The 16,546-nt window shown below is 64.3% G+C and carries 15 protein-coding genes; 10 read left to right on the forward strand and 5 right to left on the reverse strand.

Annotated elements, in window-relative coordinates:
• Nucleotides 1–130: 130 nt before the first annotated feature.
• The 7 genes from AC0L20_RS05195 to AC0L20_RS05225 all read left to right on the forward strand — a co-directional run bounded on the left by AC0L20_RS05195 (nt 131) and on the right by AC0L20_RS05225 (nt 9,002).
• Complete coding sequence (locus AC0L20_RS05195; protein ID WP_007602533.1) at nt 131–1,072, forward strand: ABC transporter permease; 942 nt, start codon at nt 131–133, stop codon at nt 1,070–1,072.
• A 20-nt stretch (nt 1,073–1,092) separates the two neighbouring features.
• Nucleotides 1,093–1,980, forward strand: a complete 888-nt coding sequence (locus AC0L20_RS05200) for an ABC transporter permease (protein WP_007611875.1) — start codon at nt 1,093–1,095, stop codon at nt 1,978–1,980.
• Nucleotides 1,981–1,994: 14 nt separating this feature from the next.
• Nucleotides 1,995–3,644 (forward strand): ABC transporter ATP-binding protein, encoded by a 1,650-nt coding sequence (locus tag AC0L20_RS05205; RefSeq protein ID WP_473287855.1) that lies wholly within the window; start codon nt 1,995–1,997, stop codon nt 3,642–3,644.
• A 212-nt stretch (nt 3,645–3,856) separates the two neighbouring features.
• A complete protein-coding gene (locus AC0L20_RS05210; RefSeq protein ID WP_456769309.1) occupies nt 3,857–5,362 on the forward strand; it encodes a M81 family metallopeptidase in 1,506 nt (501 codons plus the stop codon).
• 13 nt (nt 5,363–5,375) lie between these two features.
• A complete protein-coding gene (locus AC0L20_RS05215) occupies nt 5,376–6,548 on the forward strand; it encodes a M20 aminoacylase family protein (protein ID WP_473287688.1) in 1,173 nt (390 codons plus the stop codon).
• The gene (locus tag AC0L20_RS05220; protein WP_473287689.1) at nt 6,541–7,962 is read left to right on the forward strand and encodes an amidase; all 1,422 of its coding nucleotides are present in this window, start codon (nt 6,541–6,543) and stop codon (nt 7,960–7,962) included. The genes AC0L20_RS05215 and AC0L20_RS05220 overlap by 8 nt, the downstream gene beginning before the upstream one ends.
• Nucleotides 7,963–8,111: 149 nt before the next feature.
• On the forward strand, nt 8,112–9,002 hold the full coding sequence (locus AC0L20_RS05225) for a crotonase/enoyl-CoA hydratase family protein (RefSeq protein ID WP_473287690.1): 891 nt from the start codon (nt 8,112–8,114) through the stop codon (nt 9,000–9,002).
• 105 nt (nt 9,003–9,107) lie between these two features.
• On the opposite strand, the gene AC0L20_RS05230 is transcribed toward AC0L20_RS05225, so the two are convergent.
• Both AC0L20_RS05230 and AC0L20_RS05235 read right to left on the reverse strand, forming a co-directional pair.
• Nucleotides 9,108–10,085 (reverse strand): NADPH:quinone oxidoreductase family protein, encoded by a 978-nt coding sequence (locus tag AC0L20_RS05230; RefSeq protein WP_473287691.1) that lies wholly within the window; start codon nt 10,083–10,085, stop codon nt 9,108–9,110.
• The gene (locus tag AC0L20_RS05235; protein ID WP_473287692.1) at nt 10,085–10,693 is read right to left on the reverse strand and encodes a DsbA family protein; all 609 of its coding nucleotides are present in this window, start codon (nt 10,691–10,693) and stop codon (nt 10,085–10,087) included. The genes AC0L20_RS05230 and AC0L20_RS05235 overlap by 1 nt, the downstream gene beginning before the upstream one ends.
• Nucleotides 10,694–10,803: 110 nt before the next feature.
• On the opposite strand from AC0L20_RS05235, the gene AC0L20_RS05240 reads away from it, so the two are divergent.
• Entirely contained in the window at nt 10,804–11,826 is a 1,023-nt protein-coding gene (locus AC0L20_RS05240; RefSeq protein WP_473287693.1) for a methionine synthase, read from the forward strand.
• A 16-nt stretch (nt 11,827–11,842) separates the two neighbouring features.
• Here the strand turns inward: AC0L20_RS05240 and AC0L20_RS05245 are convergent, their stop codons facing one another.
• The 3 genes from AC0L20_RS05245 to AC0L20_RS05255 all read right to left on the reverse strand — a co-directional run bounded on the left by AC0L20_RS05245 (nt 11,843) and on the right by AC0L20_RS05255 (nt 13,869).
• Nucleotides 11,843–12,460, reverse strand: a complete 618-nt coding sequence (locus AC0L20_RS05245) for a hypothetical protein (protein WP_473287694.1) — start codon at nt 12,458–12,460, stop codon at nt 11,843–11,845.
• 107 nt (nt 12,461–12,567) lie between these two features.
• Nucleotides 12,568–13,095 carry a xanthine phosphoribosyltransferase gene (gene gpt / locus AC0L20_RS05250; RefSeq protein ID WP_007602504.1) on the reverse strand — a complete coding sequence of 176 codons (528 nt, stop codon included), beginning with the start codon at nt 13,093–13,095 and terminating at the stop codon, nt 12,568–12,570.
• Between the two features lie 36 nt (nt 13,096–13,131).
• Entirely contained in the window at nt 13,132–13,869 is a 738-nt protein-coding gene (locus AC0L20_RS05255) for a competence/damage-inducible protein A (RefSeq protein ID WP_473287695.1), read from the reverse strand.
• 278 nt (nt 13,870–14,147) lie between these two features.
• Between AC0L20_RS05255 and AC0L20_RS05260 the strand changes: the two genes are divergently transcribed.
• Both AC0L20_RS05260 and AC0L20_RS05265 read left to right on the forward strand, forming a co-directional pair.
• The gene (locus AC0L20_RS05260; protein WP_456769302.1) at nt 14,148–15,566 is read left to right on the forward strand and encodes a circularly permuted type 2 ATP-grasp protein; all 1,419 of its coding nucleotides are present in this window, start codon (nt 14,148–14,150) and stop codon (nt 15,564–15,566) included.
• A gap of 4 nt (nt 15,567–15,570) precedes the next feature.
• Entirely contained in the window at nt 15,571–16,515 is a 945-nt protein-coding gene (locus tag AC0L20_RS05265; RefSeq protein WP_456769301.1) for an alpha-E domain-containing protein, read from the forward strand.
• Nucleotides 16,516–16,546 lie beyond the last annotated feature (31 nt).

A 16,546-nucleotide genomic window follows, 5' to 3' on the forward strand; every position in this document is an offset into this window, starting at 1 on the left:
ACCGAAACAAGTTGACCGCACTGCAAAAACGGTGGCCCGGATGGCATGGGAATTGCTGAAATGTTAGGCTGGTGGCAGAACCCCAGGCAGCCGCTGTCTCTGATTTGACTCTAATCTGACGGGATCCAACTTGCTCGGATATCTCCTTCGCCGAATTCTCGCCGCCGTGCCCGTGATGGGCGTGGTGGCGCTGTTCGTCTTCCTTCTGCTCCGCCTCACCCCGGGCGATCCCGCCGCGATTCTTGCCGGCGACAACGCCACGCCGGAGCGGCTGGAGCGCATCCGGACCTCGCTCGGCCTCAACGAGCCGCTGATCGTGCAGTTCATCACCTGGCTGAACAAGCTGCTGCATGGCGATCTCGGAACTTCACTCATCTCCAACCTTCCGGTGATGAAGATGATCGGCCAGCGGGTCGAGCCGTCGATCTCGATTGCGCTGTCGACCATCATCCTCGCCGTCATCGTCGCTGTTCCCCTGGGCGTGATCGCGGCCTGGAAGCACGGCACCTGGATCGACCGCTTCGTGATGGGCCTGTCCGTGCTCGGCTTCTCGGTGCCGGTGTTCGTGGTCGGCTACATCCTGATCGAGGTCTTCGCGATCGACCTGCGCTGGGTGCCGGTGCAGGGCTTCCGCAGCATCTCGAACGGTTTTGGGCCGTTCTTCGAGCGCATCATCCTGCCCACCTGCGCGCTGTCCTTTATCTACATCGCGTTGATCGCGCGCATGACGCGCGCGGCGATGCTCGACGTGCTCGGCGAGGACTACGTCCGCACCGCGCGCGCAAAAGGCATCAACGAAGTCGCTGTGATGATGCGCCATGCGCTGCGCAACGCCGCCGTGCCCGTGATCACCGTGATCGGGACCGGCTTTGCGCTTCTGATCTCCGGGGTCGTCGTCACCGAAAGCGTGTTCAACATCCCCGGCATCGGCCGCCTCACGGTGGATGCGGTGCTGGCGCGCGACTATCCGGTGATCCAGGCGATGATCTTGCTGACGTCGTTGATCTATGTCGTCGTCAATCTCCTGATCGACGTCGCCTACACGCTGCTCGATCCCCGGATCCGGTACTAGGGCTAAGGATAACAACAAGAATGTCTGTCGATACCCTTCCCCAGTCCTCCATCCCGATCACGTCGCCGCTGCGGCCGCGCTTCGGATTCCTGACCTCGACGCCGATCATCGCGGCAGCGACCATCTGTTTGGCGTTGGTCGTGCTGATCTCGATCCTGGCGCCGTTGATCGCGCCGTATGATCCGATCCAGCTTGCGCCCTCGCAGCGGCTGAAGCCCTCTTCGGCGCAATTCCTGCTCGGCACCGACGCCTATGGCCGCGACCTGCTGTCGCGCGTCATGTATGGCGGACGCATTTCGCTTCTGATCGGCATCGGCTCGGCGATCATGTCGATCGTCATTGGGTTGGCGATCGGCCTCGTCTCCGGCTTCTTCAAGCTGGTCGATTCCGTCATGATGCGGATCATGGACGGCCTGATGGCAATGCCGAGCATCCTGCTGGCAATCGCCGTGGTGTCGCTGTCCGGCGCCAGCCTCTGGACCGTGCTGATCGCGATCACGATCCCCGAAGTTCCGCGCGTGGCACGCCTAGTACGCTCGGTCGTGCTATCGGCGCGCGAAGAGCCCTATGTTGAAGCGGCGATCTCGGTCGGCACATCCCTGCCAAAGATCATGTGGCGGCATTTGATGCCGAACACGATCGCACCGCTGATCGTCCAGGGCAGTTACGTCTGCGCCTCCGCGATCCTCACCGAGGCCATCCTCTCCTTCCTCGGCGCCGGCATCTCGCCGGAAACGCCGACCTGGGGCAACATCATGGCCGAGGGCCGTCAGTACTTCCAGCTCAAGCCGACGCTGATCTTCTGGCCGGGCCTGCTGCTCTCGATCGCCATCCTCAGCATCAATTTGATAGGCGACGCCGCCCGCGACGCACTCGATCCGCGCATGAAGCAGCGGGAAGGCAAATGATGACCGATCAAGTGATGACCAGCCCGATCCTCGACATCAACAACCTCGTCGTCTCCGTCGGCAAGAAGCCGAATGCTGCAAACATCATCGACGGCATCTCGATCCAGGTGCACGAGCGCGAGACGCTGTGCCTCGTCGGCGAAAGCGGCTCGGGCAAGTCGGTGACCTCGCTGACCACGATGGGTCTGCTGCCGAAGGGCACGCTGATTCCGACCGGCGGCAGCGTCAAGCTGGTCGGCGAGGAGATTCTCACCGCGACCGACCGCCGCCTGCGGCAGCTCCGCGCGACGCGGATGGCGATGATCTTCCAGGAGCCGATGACGGCACTCAATCCGGTGATGCCGGTTGGCCGCCAGATCGACGAGGTTCTCCGCGCGCACACCAAACTCGATGCGAAGGCGCGCAAGAAGCGTATCCTCGACATGATGGAGCAGGTGCGCCTGCCCCAGGTCGAGCGCATCTTTGCCTCCTACCCTCACCGACTCTCCGGCGGTCAACGCCAGCGCATCATGATCGCGATGGCGCTCGTGCTCGAACCGAAGCTTCTCATCGCCGACGAGCCGACCACCGCGCTCGACGTCACAACGCAGAAGCAGATTTTGACCCTGATCCGCGACCTCCAGCGCGATCACGGAACCGCCGTGCTGTTCATTACCCATGACATGGGCGTGGTCGCCGAGATCGCCGACCGCGTCGCGGTGATGCGGCAGGGCCGACTGGTCGAGACCGGAACGCTGGATTCCATCCTGCGCAATCCGACCATGGAGTACACCCGCAACCTGCTCTCGGCAGTGCCGAGCCTGGTGCCGCGCGCGGCGCGGCCTGAGACCAAGGAACCGGTGGTGCTGGAGGCCAACGAGCTCGGCAAGGTCTATCGCGAGCGCGCGTTCTTCGGTAAAGGCCGCGAAGTCGTCGCCGCCGACAACGTCACGCTGACGCTCCGCAAGGGCCGCACGCTCGGCATCGTCGGCGAGAGCGGCTCAGGCAAATCGACCGTGGCGCGCTGCATCGTCCGCCTGATCGACCCGACCTCCGGCGGCGTCCGCCTCTCCGGCCGCGAGATCTCGGACATCTCGCGGCGGCTGTTGCAGCCGCATCGCAAGAAGATCCAGATCGTATTCCAGGACCCCTACCGCTCGCTCAACCCGCGCGTCACAGTCGGCGAAAGCATTGCGGAAGGCCCGATCAATTACGGCGTGTTGCATGCCGACGCAATGAAGCGTGCGCGCGAATTGCTCGAGCTGGTCGGCCTGCCCGCCGATGCGGTCGCGCGCTATCCGCACCAATTCTCCGGCGGCCAGCGTCAGCGCATTGCGATCGCCCGCGCGCTCGCGCTCGACCCCGACGTGCTGGTCGCGGACGAGGCGGTCTCCGCCCTCGACGTCTCCGTGCAGGCGCAGGTGCTGGACCTGTTCGACGAGATCCAGAAGCGGCTCGGCATCGCCATCCTGTTCATCACTCACGATCTGCGCGTCGCAGCACAGATCTGCGACGAGGTCGTGGTGATGCAGCACGGCCGCGTCGTCGAGCAGGGCCCGGCCGCCGAAGTGCTGACGCATCCGAAGGAAGCGTACACCAGAGCCCTGCTCGAGGCAGCGCCGGGCCGCGGCTGGGATTTTGCGAACTTCCGGCCGGTGGCCGAGGGCGTGGCGGCCAGCGCCTAGTTTCTCTCCTCGTCATTGCGAGCGCAGCGAAGCAATCCAGACTGTCCCCGTCGAGGGATTCTGGATTGCTTCGCCGCGTTCGCAATGACGGCGGTTGCGACAAGCATTCCTAAAACGATCTGACGCCATGCGCGGCGCGATTGCTTCCCGGCTTGCTCTCGCCGCAAGCACAGGGCTAACGTCGCGCACTTTCAATTGCTGGACTTGAGTTGATGACACGTATCGCCGTCGGCGGCTTCCTGCACGAGACCAACACCTTCGCTCCGACGAAGGCGACGTTCGCGGACTTCCAGCACGGCGGCGGCTGGCCGGCGATGACGCAAGGACCCGACGTGCTGAAGGTGATGCGCCGTATCAATGTCGGCCTCGCCGGTTTCGTCGACAGCGCCGAGGCCCTCGGCTGGGAACTCATCCCGACCATTGCTTGCGGCGCCAGCCCCTCGGCGCATGTCACCAGGGACGCCTTCGAGCGCATCGTCAGTGTCATGGTCGACGGCATCGCAGCCGCCGGCCCGATCGACGCCGTCTATCTCGATCTGCACGGCGCGATGGTCACGGAACATCTCGACGACGGCGAAGGCGAGATTCTGGCCCGCGTGCGCCGCGTCATCGGCAAGGACATTCCGCTGGTCGCGAGCCTCGACCTGCACGCCAACGTCACGCCCGAGATGATGGAGCATGCGGACGCGCTGATCGCCTACCGCACCTACCCCCATATCGACATGGCCGAGACCGGCCGTGCCTGCGCGCGACACCTCGCATTGCTCTTGAAGACAAAGCAGCGTTTCGCAAAATCCTTCCGGCAATTGCCGTTCCTGATCCCGATCAGCTGGCAGTGCACCAACGACCAGCCGACCAAGGGCATCTACGAAAAGCTTGCGGCGCTCGAGAGCGACGCGGTTCCGACGCTGTCCTTCGCCCCCGGCTTCCCCGCCGCCGATTTCCGCGATTGCGGGCCGAGCGTGTTTGCCTATGGCAAGACCCAAGCCGATGCCGACCGCGCGGCGGATGCGATCGTGAAGCTGATCGAAAGCCATGAGGACGATTTCGACGGCAAGATCTGGTCACCCGATGACGGCGTGCGCCACGCGATGGAACTCTCGAAGGGCGCGAACAAGCCGATCATCATCGCCGACACCCAGGACAATCCCGGCGCCGGCGGCGATTCCGACACCACCGGCATGCTGCGCGCGCTGGTCCGCAACAAGGCGAGTGCCGCGACCGGCGCGATCTACGATCCGGCATCGGCGAAAGCCGCGCATGAAGCCGGCGTCGGCGCCACCGTGACGCTGTCGCTCGGCGGCAAATCCGGCATTCCCGGCGACGAGCCCTATCGTGAGGCCTTCGTCGTCGAAAAACTCTCCGACGGCCGCTTCATCGCGCCCGGTCCCTACTACGGCGGCCGCGAGATGGAGATGGGCCCGTCGGCCTGCCTTCGGATCGGCGACGTCCGAATCGTCGTGAGCTCGCACAAGGCGCAGCTCGCCGATCAGGCCATGTACCGCTATGTCGGCATCGAGCCGACTGAACAGAAGATTTTGGTCAACAAGAGCTCGGTGCACTTCCGCGCCGATTTCGAGCCGATCGCGGAAAAGCTGATGATCTGCGCTGCCCCCGGCGCGATGCCGGCGGACACGGCTACGCTGCCGTGGACGCGCCTCCGGCCGGGGATCCGCATCAAGCCGAACGGCCCGGTTTTCACTCCCTCCTCACGCTAACTGGACAGAACACATGCCCACGATTGACCGCATCGACGGCTATGCCGACGAACTCACTGCTATCAGGCGCGACCTCCACGCCCATCCGGAAATCGGCTTCGAGGAAGTGCGCACCTCCGGGATCGTCGCGGACAAGCTGAAGAGCTGGGGCATCGAGGTGCATCGCGGTCTCGGCGGCACCGGCGTGATCGGCGTCATCAAGGGCAAGGGTTCGAGCGGCAAGCGTATCGGGCTTCGCGCCGACATGGACGCGCTGCCGATGGAGGAGAACACCAATCTGAAATGGAGTTCGAAAATCCCGGGCCGCTTCCACGGCTGTGGCCATGACGGCCACACCACCATGCTGCTCGGCACCGCGCGCTACCTCGCCGAAACCAAGAACTTCGACGGTACCGTGCACCTGATCTTTCAGCCGGCCGAGGAAGGCCTCGGCGGCGCCCGCGCGATGATCAAGGACGGGCTGTTCGAGAAATTTCCGTGCGACGAACTCTACGGCCTGCACAACGCGCCCGACCTCAACCACGGCGAGATCGCGATCCTGCCCGGCCCCGCGATGGCCAGCGCCGACTTCTTCGACCTCCGCATCACCGGCTATGGCGCGCACGGTGCGATGCCGGAGCGCTCCAAGGACGCTGTGATCATCGCGACCACGCTGGCGCAGGCGATCCAGACCATCGTCAGCCGCAACGTCGAGCCGCTGCAAGCCGCAGTCGTTTCGATCACGCAGATTCACGCCGGTTCGGCGTACAACGTCATCCCCGGTGACGCGCATCTCTGCGGCACCATCCGCACTTTCTCGAAAGAAGTCCGCACCCTGATCAGCGAACGCATCCGCACGATCTGCGCCGGCATCGCGAGCGCCTATCAATGCGTGATCGACGTCGACATCCGCGACACGTTCGATGTGCTGGTCAACCAGGTCGAGCAGTCCAAGGTGGTCGAGGAGGTCGCGCGCACCATCGTCGACCCCGCCAACGTGATTACCCGCGCCCAGCCGAAGATGGGCAGCGAGGATTTTGCCGACATGCTGCAAACCATTCCTGGCGCCTATTTCTGGGTCGGCCACGACGGCTCGGTGCCGGTGCACAATCCCGGCTTCGTGCTCGACGACAAGATCCTGCCGATCGGTGCCAGCATGTTCGCCCGGATCATCGAGACCCGGATGCCGGTGGGTGCCCATGCATAAAAAGAGCGTCGAAGAGGAAGTCACCTCGCTGCACGATCTCTCCGCGGTCGATCTGATCGCGGGCTATCGCGCCAAGCAGTTCTCGCCGAGCGAGGTGCTGGAAGACGTGCTCGCGCACGTCGCAGCTTGGGAACCGCACCTCAAGGCGCTCTATGCATGCGATTCCGACGGCGCGCGCGAGGCCGCGAAGGCCTCGACCGCGCGCTGGTCTGGAGGCGAGCCCTCCGGCGCGCTCGACGGCGTGCCGGTGACCGTGAAGGACAACATCGCGACCAAGGGCGTGCCGGTGCCGCTGGGCGCGGCCAGCGTCAAGCTGGTGCCGGCCGAGAAGGACGCACCGCCCGCCGCGCGCCTGCGCGACGCCGGCGCGATCATCTTCGCCAAGACCACCATGCCCGACTACGGCATGCTGTCCTCGGGGTTGTCCTCTTTCCACGCGCTGGCGCGTAATCCCTGGGACCTCTCCAAGAACCCCGGCGGCTCCAGCGCCGGCGCGGGCGCCGCTGCGGCGGCCGGCTATGGTCCGCTGCATCTCGGCACCGATATCGGCGGCTCGGTCCGCCTGCCCGCGGGCTGGTGCGGCCTCGTCGGATTCAAGCCGAGCTTTGGCCGCGTGCCGATCGATCCCGCCTATGTCGGCCGCGTCGCCGGTCCCATGACCCGCACCGTCGACGATTGCGCGCTGATGATGAGCGCGATCGCAAAACCCGACCGGCGCGACGGCACGAGCCTCCCAGCCGAGCCCCTCAACTGGAAGGGGCTGGAGAAATCCCCGCGCAAACTCCGCATCGGATTGATGCTCGATCCCGGCGTTGGCCTGGCGCTGGAGAAACCGGTGCGCGAGGTCGCTGTGAAGGCGGCGAAAGCGTTCGAATGCGCAGGGGCCGTCGTCACCGAAGTCGACGGCATCCTCACGCGCGAGATGCTCGATGGTCTCGACAATTTCTGGCGCGCACGGATGTGGGATGATCTGTCGAAGCTGACGCCCGCCGAACAGGCAAAGGTGCTGCCCTACATTTTCAAGTGGGGCGAGTCTGGCGCGAAGCTCTCCGGCATCGACGTTATCCGTGGCTTCAACCAGACCATGGCAATCCGCGCGGCGGCATCAAAGCTGTTCTGCGAGCTCGACTATGTGATCTCGCCGACTGCGCCGAACGTGAACTATCCGGCGGAGTGGGCCTCGCCGACCAACGATCCCATGAAGCCGTTCGAGCACATCGCCTATACCGTCCCGTGGAATATGTCGGAGAATCCGGCGATCTCCATCAACGGCGGTTTCGACGCCAAGGGATTTCCCATCGGCGTGCAGATCGTCGGACGCCGCTTCGACGATATCGGCGTGCTTGGCATGGCCAAGGCTTTCGAGAGCCTGCGCGGGCCGCAGAAGTCCTGGCCGAGCCCGCCGGCGAAGTAATCTACATACTCCGTCATGGCCGGGCTTGTCCCGGCCATCCACGTCTATACGCTTGCACTGAAGCAAGTACGTGGATGCCCGGGACAAGCCCGGGCATGACGGCAGGCTGCGTAGAAACACCAATAACAAAGAAAAGGAAGGAAACCACCATGGCGTATGAGACGATCAAATACGAGGTCGCCGAGCAGATCCTCACCATCACGCTGAACCGGCCCGACAAGCTCAACGCCTTCAACGCGCAGATGCAGGGAGAGCTGATCGACGCGTTCGACGCAGCCGACAAGGACGACGACGTCCGCGCCATCATCGTCACAGGCGCCGGCCGCGGTTTTTGCGCGGGCGCAGACCTTTCGTCGGGCGCCGACACCTTTGATCGCGACGCCCGGCGCGGGCCCGTCAAACGCTTTGCCGACGGCAAGGTCGACTACAGCGATTCCCAGGTGCGCGACGGTGGCGGCCAGGTGACCCTGCGCATCTTCAAATGCCTCAAGCCTGTGATCGCTGCGGTGAACGGTCCCGCGGTCGGCATCGGCGTTACCATGCAGCTCGCGATGGACATCCGCATCGCCTCCGACGCCGCGCGCTTCGGCTTCGTGTTCTCCCAGCGCGGCATCGTGCCGGAGGCCGCCTCGAGCTGGTTCCTGCCGCGCATCGTCGGCATCTCGCAGGCGCTGGAATGGTGCTATTCGGGCCGCGTCTTCCCGGCGCAGGAAGCCCTCGCCGGTCGCCTCGTCAGCAAGGTTGTAGCCCCTGATGATCTGCTGCCGACCGCCCGCGCGCTCGCCAAGGAATTCGTGGCGAAGACGGCGCCGGTATCGGTGGCGCTGATCCGGCAGATGATGTGGCGCATGATGGGCGCCGACGATCCGATGGAGGCCCACAAGGTCGACAGCCGTGGCATCTACGCCCGCGGCCGCTCTGAAGATGTGAAGGAAGGCGTGGTGTCGTTCCTGGAGAAGCGCCCGGCGCAGTTCAAGAACAAGGTATCGAGCGACATGCCGGATTATTTCCCGTGGTGGACGGAGCGCGAGTACAAGTGAGGCATCGTAGGGTGGGCAAAGCGAAGCGTGCCCACCATTCTTGTCACGGCTGCCGATAAATGGTGGGCACGGCGCTCACGCGCCTTTGCCCACCCTACAGCACTGTCACTCCATCACCAACGCCACACGCCCGATCGCCTTGCGGTCGAGCAACAGCCGCATCGCCTTCGCAACCTCCTCCAGCGGCAGGCGGTGCGAGACATGGGGCCGCAGCTTGCCCTCCTCGGCCCATTGGAGCAACGCCTTCAGCCTGATCTCGCCGAGCGCGGGATTTTTCCGTACCGCTTCGCCCGCTCGCACGCCGAGCACGCTCGCACCCTTGATCAGCAAGAGATTGGTTTTGGCCGAGCCGATGCCGCCGGTGAAGCCGATCACCAGCAGCCGTGCGCCCCAGGCGATGCAACGCATCGAATTCTCGAACACTTCGCCGCCGACGGGATCGAACACGACGTCGGCACCGCGACCGTCGGTGATCCGTTTGACGGCATCACGAAACGGCTCGCGGTCGTAGCGCACGAGATGATCGGCGCCGCGCGCCTTGGCGATTGCGAGCTTTTCGTCGCTGGACGCCGTCGCGATCACGGTCGCACCCAGCATCTTGCCGATCTCGACGGCGGCAAGGCCAACGCCCCCGCCGGCGCCATGCACCAGCAGCACCTCGCCCGGCTCGAGCCGGCCGCGGTCGATCAGCGCGTGATAGGCGGTGCCGTGCCCGGCGAGATAGGTCGCAGCCTCCGCATAGTCGAACGTCGATGGCATCGGCGTGAGCTGCGACGGGATCACCACCGCTTCGTCCGTGAAAGCGCCGTGCCGCATCTTGACGATGACCTTGTCGCCGACGGCGACGCCGCTCGCCTCTGCGCCGACCTCGGTCACGTCGCCGGCCGCCTCCATCCCCGGCGTAAACGGCAGCTCCGGCTTGAGCTGGTACTCGCCGGCCGCCATCAGCACGTCCGGAAAATTCAAGCCGGCGGCACGGATCGCGACGCGCACTTCGCCCGGCTTCAGCTCGCGCGACGGAAACTCTTCGAGCTGCAACGCTTCGGGCGCGCCGAGCGCGCGGCAGACGACTGCCCGCACCATCAGGCCGCGCTCGCCTTGCCGCGCAGCAGCGCTTCGCGGATCAACGGCAGGCGGTCGTTGCCGAAATACATGTCGGTCTTGCCGACGAAGATCGTCGGCGAGCCGAAGCCGCCGCGGGCGACGACCTCCTCGGTGTTGGCCTTGAGCTGATCCTTGATCCCCTGCCCGGAAATGCCCGCGAAGAATTTCTGCTCGTCGACGCCGACCTTCCTGCAGATCTCGGCGAGCACTGAATCCTGCGAGATGTCCTTGTCCTCGCCCCAATAGGTCTCGAACACCGCCGTGGCGAAAGGCACCGAGTCCTGCCCGAGCCAGATGCAGCCGCGCATCGCTTTCACGCTGTTCACCGGAAATACCGTCGGTGGCATCTTGATCGCGAGACCGGCTGAGCGCGACCAGTCGGCGAGGTCCTTTTTCATGTAGCGCGCCTTCAACGGCACCGGTGTCTCACGCTGCGCATAGACGCTTGGGTTGACCGTATTAAAGATGCCGCCCACCAGGATCGGCCGCCAGACGATCTCCGCGCCAACCTCCCTGGCCAGCGGCTGGATGTTGTGGAAGGCGAGATAGGTCCAGGGGCTGGAACAGTCGAAGAAGAATTCGATCATGGCGTTTCCGGTCCGGCGCCGCCGGTTTCGAGGCGACTTTTGTTGTTCTGTACCTCGACGTTAAGACATGGCAGGAAGGGGCGCAATCACAACCCGCCGAGAGGGCCGCCATGCTGTTTCCAACCACGATCGCCGGCTCCTTGCCGAAGCCGGAGTGGCTCGCCGAACCCAACATGCTCTGGGCGCCCTGGAAGTCGCAAGGCGACGAGCTCGTCCGCGCCAAGCGCGATGCGACGATGCTTGCCGTCAAGGTCCAGGAGGATGCCGGCATCGACATCGTCACCGAGGGCGAGCAGGCCCGGCAGCATTTCGTCCACGGTTTCCTGGAGAAGATCGAGGGCATCGACTTCGCCCACAAGGTCGAGATGGGCATCCGCAAGGATCGATACAAGGCGATGGTGCCGCAGGTCGTCGCCCCGCTTCGGCTGAAGAGCCGCGTCCACGCCGACGAGGCGCGCGTCGCCCGGACTCATACAAAGAAGAAGCTGAAATTCACCCTGCCGGGCCCGATGACGATCATCGACACCATTGCCGATCGCTACTATGGCGACCGCGTCAAGATGGCCTTTGCGTTCGCCGAACTCCTGAACGAGGAAGCCAAGGCGCTCCAGGCCGACGGCGTCGATCTTGTTCAGTTCGACGAGCCCGCGTTCAACGTCTACATGGACGAGGTCAACGACTGGGGCATCAAGGCGCTGGAGCGCGCCGCGCAGGGCCTGACCTGCGCCACCGCCGTGCATATTTGCTACGGCTACGGTATCAAGGCCAATACCGACTGGAAGGAAACGCTCGGCACGCAATGGCGGCAGTACGAGCAGATCTTTCCCGCGATCGACGCCAGCCCGATCCAGCAGGTCGCGATCGAGTGCCGCAACTCGAAGGTGCCGCTCGACCTGCTTGCCCTGCTCAAGTCCAAGATCGTGCAGGCCGGCGTGATCGACGTCGCCAGCGACACGGTGGAGACCGCCGAGGATGTCGTGCAGGTGATCGACGCGGTGTCGAAATTCGTGCCCAAGAGCAACATCATCGCCACCACCAATTGCGGCATGGCGCCGATGCGGCGCGAGATCGCCGAAGCCAAGTTGATGGCGCTCGGCGCCGGCGCCGCGCTGGCACGCGAGAAGCTGGGATGATCACGACGCGCGTGTCTTAGTCCAGCGCCGTCGGATGCAGCACGGGCCGGTAGCCGGCCTCGAGCGCGCGCAGCGTTGAGGGCGGCGTCAGCAACTTCATGTCGTCGAGCTGACGCGCGTCCCTGGCATAGCCCGCCGGCGACCACAGCAGGGCCCTCCCCTGCATTATCAAAAAGCTCTTCTCGCCCTGTTGGACCATCGCGCCGTCCGGCAATTCCGCGAGCGGCCTCGGCAGCGCATGCAGCCGTTTCTTGCCGCGATCGAGCCGTTCCCGATGCAGTACGGCATCCATTGCCTTGGCGCTGATGCCGCTTGCACCATTCCCTGCTTCCCATGCAACGCGAAAGCGCTTCGCATCGTCGCGGCGGCAGAAGAAGCACGGACGGTGGCCTGCGGCAAAGGCGGTGGCCTCGTCGAGGAAGAACAGCTCGGTCCAGCTCCGCCGCGCCATCACCGGCCGCCGCCAGCCGCGGAATTCACACAGGCAAACGATCCAGGCCGGCGACGACCAGCGCTTCTTCAGCAGCGTCTTCGTCGCGGGATCATGGATGATGCCGCGGTTGCCGGTGAACAGGCCGCGGTGCGGCGTCGCGATGATCTCGCCAGTCGGCGTGACGCGGTTTTGCAGGGGCATGGTCGCCTCCGCCCGTCATTGCGAGCAGCGAAGCGACGAAGCAATCCAGATTATTTCCGCGGACACATTTCTGGATTGCTTCGCTGCGCTCGCAATGACGGCGATGATCACGCCGCCCCGTCGCGCAGCGGCGGGTGATAGGACAGCGCGGTGTCCCAGGGGAAGAAGATCCAGGTGTCCTGCGAGACTTCGGTGATGAAGGTGTCGACCAGCGGACGTCCCTTCGGCTTGGCGTAGACGGTGGCGAAATGCGCATCGGGCAGCATGGCGCGCACCAGCTTGCCGGTCTTGCCGGTATCCACGAGGTCGTCGACGATCAAAAGCCCCTTGCCGGTGCCGCCGCCGAGCTTCATCACGTCTTCGGAAATGCCCTTCAGCACTTTGAGGTCGCCCTGCTTGTCGTGGTCGTAGCTGGCGATGCAGACCGTATCGATCACGCGCACGCCAAGCTCGCGCGCCACAATAGCGGCCGGCACAAGGCCGCCGCGGGTGATCGCGATCACCGCATGAAACGGACCAACCTCATTGAGCCGCCAGGTCAGTGCCCGGCAATCCCGGTGGAACTGGTCCCACGACACCGGAAAGGGGCGGCCCGCCCGTTCTTCCGCACTTAGTTCCGGTGCTTCACCAGCCATCGTCGTCTCCTGCTTCGTCTGCCGGCAGCTAGGTTGCTAGCGGGTGATGTTCAATCCCGCCAGCATTTCCTTCACCGCCGCCATTGCGGCTGCGAGCTTGTCCGCATCGCGCGAGCGCACCACCAGATTGGTGTTCGGCTTCTGCTCTTCATCCATGAAGGGATAGCTGCCGATGATGGTGTCGGGATGTTCGGCGGCAATCGCCCGCAGCGGGCTGCCGATGTCACCCTCCCGCGCATTGGCGCGGACCGATTCGGAGAGCATGCGCACGCCCGATTTCAGCTTGGGCGAGACGATGTCCATCATCGCCTGCATGATCGAGGGCACGCCCGCCATCACGATGACATTGCCGATCTTGAAGCCGGGGGCGAGGATGGTCGCGCTCTGGATCAACTCGGCTCCATCAGGGATGCGGGCCATGCGCAGGCGGGCCTCGTTGAGATCCTGCTCGCTCCAGCGCTCGCGGAAACGGGCGACCACCTCCGGGTGGTGATCGATGCCGACGCCGAACGCCTTGGCGACGCTGTCGGCGGTGATGTCGTCATGGGTCGGCCCGATGCCACCGGTGGTGAAGACATAGGTGTAGCGATGCCGCAGCGCATCCAACGCGGCAATGATGTCGGGCTCGTCGTCGGAGACGACCCGGACCTCCTTCAGGTCGATGCCGATATTGGTCAGGTATTCGGCGATGAAGCCGATGTTCTTGTCCTTGGTCCGGCCGGACAGGATTTCGTCCCCAATGACCAGAACACCCGCCGTGACGATCTCGCTCATACCTCAAGTCCCTCACCTATCGGCCCGACTTTGCCGAGGTAACGCGTTGAAGTCACGCGCTTTTGCTGCCGAAATAAGCACTCCTCAGCCATTTTTTCAGGCAAGCCGCCGGCCATCCCCGGCAAATGTCCTCTTCCCATGCTTATCGCGCTGGCCCGGCCCTTGCTACCGCATGAAAGTCATGCACTCTTGCCGCATGGCCAGGACGTTTGCGGTCTTCACCAAGGCCTCGCGGCCTGTCGAATGGCGCAACGCCTTGCGGAGACAAGTCGGGATCTATGGCAGTCGCGTTTGATGAAATGAACATTCCCGGTGGGGACCTTCGCCCCGCCTATCAGGAGCTGGCGCGCTGGCTCAAGGAGACGCCTCCCGAGGCGCTCGAATATCGCCGCCAAGAGGCCGAGCTCCTCTTCCGCCGCATCGGCATTACCTTCGCGGTCTATGGGGACACCGAGTCCACGGAGCGCCTGATCCCCTTCGACGTGATCCCGCGGATCATGTCCGGCAAGGAATGGTCGCTGCTGGAGAAGGGCCTGAAGCAGCGCGTGCGCGCGCTCAACATGTTCCTGCGCGATATCTATCACGGCCGCGACATCCTCCGCGCCGAGATCGTGCCCGACGACCTCATCTTTCAGAACCCGGTCTTCCGTCCCGAGATGAACGGCCAGCAGGTGCCGCACGATGTCTACGTGCATATCGCCGGCATCGACATCGTCCGGGTCGATTCCGAGGACTTCATCGTGCTGGAGGACAATGCGCGCACACCCTCGGGCGTGTCCTACATGCTGGAAAACCGCGAGATCATGATGCGGCTGTTTCCGGACCTGTTTGCCCGCCACAGGGTGGCGCCGGTCGAACGCTATCCGGACGAGCTGCTATCCGCCCTGCGCTCGGTGGCGCCGCAAAGCGCCTCCGGCGAGCCGACAGTCGCGTTGCTCACGCCGGGCGTCTACAACTCGGCCTATTACGAGCACTCCTTCCTGGCCGACAAGCTCGGCATCGAGCTGGTCGAGGGCCGCGACCTCATCGTCAAGAACAACGAAGTGTTCATGCGGACGACCGAGGGCGTGAAACGGGTCGACGTGATCTACCGCCGCGTCGACGACGACTACCTCGATCCCCTCACCTTCCGCCCCGACTCCGCGCTCGGCGTGCCCGGGCTGATGTCGGCCTATGCGGCCGGCAATATCACGCTCGCCAACGCCGTCGGCACCGGCATCGCCGACGACAAGGCGATCTACTCCTACATGCCGGACATCGTAAAATTCTATCTCGGCGAGGAGCCGATTCTGAAGAACGTGCAGACCTGGCGCTGCCGCGAGCCGAAGGACCTCGCCTATGTGCTGGACCATCTGAGCGAACTCGTCGTGAAGGAGGTGCACGGCTCCGGCGGCTACGGCATGCTGATCGGTCCTGCCGCGACCAAGGCGACGATCGAGGCCTTCCGCGAAAAGCTCAAGCGCGAGCCCGAAGGCTTCATTGCGCAGCCCACGCTGGCGCTCTCGACCTGCCCGACCTGCACGGCATCCGGCCTTGCGCCGCGCCACGTGGACCTGAGGCCGTTCGTGCTCACCGGCAGCAAGAGCACCACGATCGTGCCCGGCGGGTTGACACGCGTTGCCCTGAAGGAAGGCTCCCTGGTGGTGAATTCGAGCCAGGGCGGCGGTACCAAAGATACCTGGATCCTGGACGAGTAGAGAGATGCTGTCGCGTACCGCCGAAAACCTCTATTGGCTCGCCCGCTACGTCGAACGGGCCGAGTATCTCGCGCGCACCATCGATGCGACGCTGCGCGTCACCGCGCTTCCCGCCGCCTATATCGGCAAGACCAACGAATGGGACTCGGCGCTTTTGACCGCCGGCGTTGCCGCAAGCTTCTATCAGACCTACGAGGAAGCCAACGAGCATAACGTCGTCGAGTACCTCTCGTTCTCGCCGAACAACCCGTCCTCGATCAGGAATTGCATCGAGGCGGCGCGGCTGAATTCGCGTTCGGTGCGCACAGCGCTGACGAGCGAGATGTGGGACACCATCAACTCGGCCTGGATCGAATTGCAGGAAGTCTGGAGCAGAGGGACCTCCACGCGCGAGGACCTCGCAAAATTCCTGCGCTTCGTGCAGGAGACCTCGCTGCGCTTCGACGGCTCGGCCTACCGGACCATGTTGCGCAACGACGCGTATTGGTTTTCGCGGATGGGCCTGCATCTCGAACGCGCCGACAACACCGCGCGCATTCTCGATGTGAAATACCATGTGCTGCTGCCCGAGGAGGAGCACGTCGGCGGCCCGCTCGATTTCTACCAGTGGACCTCGATCCTGCGCTCGGTTTCGGCGCTGACGGCCTACCACTGGGTCTATCGCGAGACACTGAAACCCTGGCTGATCGCGGACCTCTTGATCCTCAACGACACGCTGCCGCGTTCGCTGGCGAGCTGCTACGGCAATCTCGTGCGCAATCTCGATCAGATCGGGGTCGCCTATGGCCGCCAGGGCCCGGCCCAGCGCCATGCCCGCGGCATCCGCAACCGGCTGGAACACAGCAATATGAACGACATTTTCCAGCATGGCGTGCATGAATTCATTCAGGAATTCATCTCCGACAATTCCAGGCTGGGCGAAATCATCACGAAGCAGTATTTGATCTGATCTTCTGTCATTCCGGGATGGTCCGTAGGGC

This window comes from Bradyrhizobium sp. Kon58 (assembly GCF_055807455.1).

What these genes read in the sequence shown, in the direction of transcription:
- AC0L20_RS05220 (WP_473287689.1), top strand. Translation starts at nt 6,541, where the DNA reads ATGCATAAAAAGAGCGTCGAAGAGGAAGTCACCTCGCTGCACGATCTC.
- AC0L20_RS05235 (WP_473287692.1), bottom strand. Translation starts at nt 10,693, where the DNA reads ATGATCGAATTCTTCTTCGACTGTTCCAGCCCCTGGACCTATCTCGCC.
- AC0L20_RS05265 (WP_456769301.1), top strand. Translation starts at nt 15,571, where the DNA reads ATGCTGTCGCGTACCGCCGAAAACCTCTATTGGCTCGCCCGCTACGTC.
- AC0L20_RS05200 (WP_007611875.1), top strand. Translation starts at nt 1,093, where the DNA reads ATGTCTGTCGATACCCTTCCCCAGTCCTCCATCCCGATCACGTCGCCG.
- gpt (WP_007602504.1), bottom strand. Translation starts at nt 13,095, where the DNA reads ATGGCTGGTGAAGCACCGGAACTAAGTGCGGAAGAACGGGCGGGCCGC.
- AC0L20_RS05215 (WP_473287688.1), top strand. Translation starts at nt 5,376, where the DNA reads ATGCCCACGATTGACCGCATCGACGGCTATGCCGACGAACTCACTGCT.
- AC0L20_RS05255 (WP_473287695.1), bottom strand. Translation starts at nt 13,869, where the DNA reads ATGAGCGAGATCGTCACGGCGGGTGTTCTGGTCATTGGGGACGAAATC.
- AC0L20_RS05240 (WP_473287693.1), top strand. Translation starts at nt 10,804, where the DNA reads ATGCTGTTTCCAACCACGATCGCCGGCTCCTTGCCGAAGCCGGAGTGG.
- AC0L20_RS05230 (WP_473287691.1), bottom strand. Translation starts at nt 10,085, where the DNA reads ATGGTGCGGGCAGTCGTCTGCCGCGCGCTCGGCGCGCCCGAAGCGTTG.
- AC0L20_RS05210 (WP_456769309.1), top strand. Translation starts at nt 3,857, where the DNA reads ATGACACGTATCGCCGTCGGCGGCTTCCTGCACGAGACCAACACCTTC.
- AC0L20_RS05205 (WP_473287855.1), top strand. Translation starts at nt 1,995, where the DNA reads ATGACCAGCCCGATCCTCGACATCAACAACCTCGTCGTCTCCGTCGGC.
- AC0L20_RS05225 (WP_473287690.1), top strand. Translation starts at nt 8,112, where the DNA reads ATGGCGTATGAGACGATCAAATACGAGGTCGCCGAGCAGATCCTCACC.
- AC0L20_RS05260 (WP_456769302.1), top strand. Translation starts at nt 14,148, where the DNA reads ATGGCAGTCGCGTTTGATGAAATGAACATTCCCGGTGGGGACCTTCGC.
- AC0L20_RS05245 (WP_473287694.1), bottom strand. Translation starts at nt 12,460, where the DNA reads ATGCCCCTGCAAAACCGCGTCACGCCGACTGGCGAGATCATCGCGACG.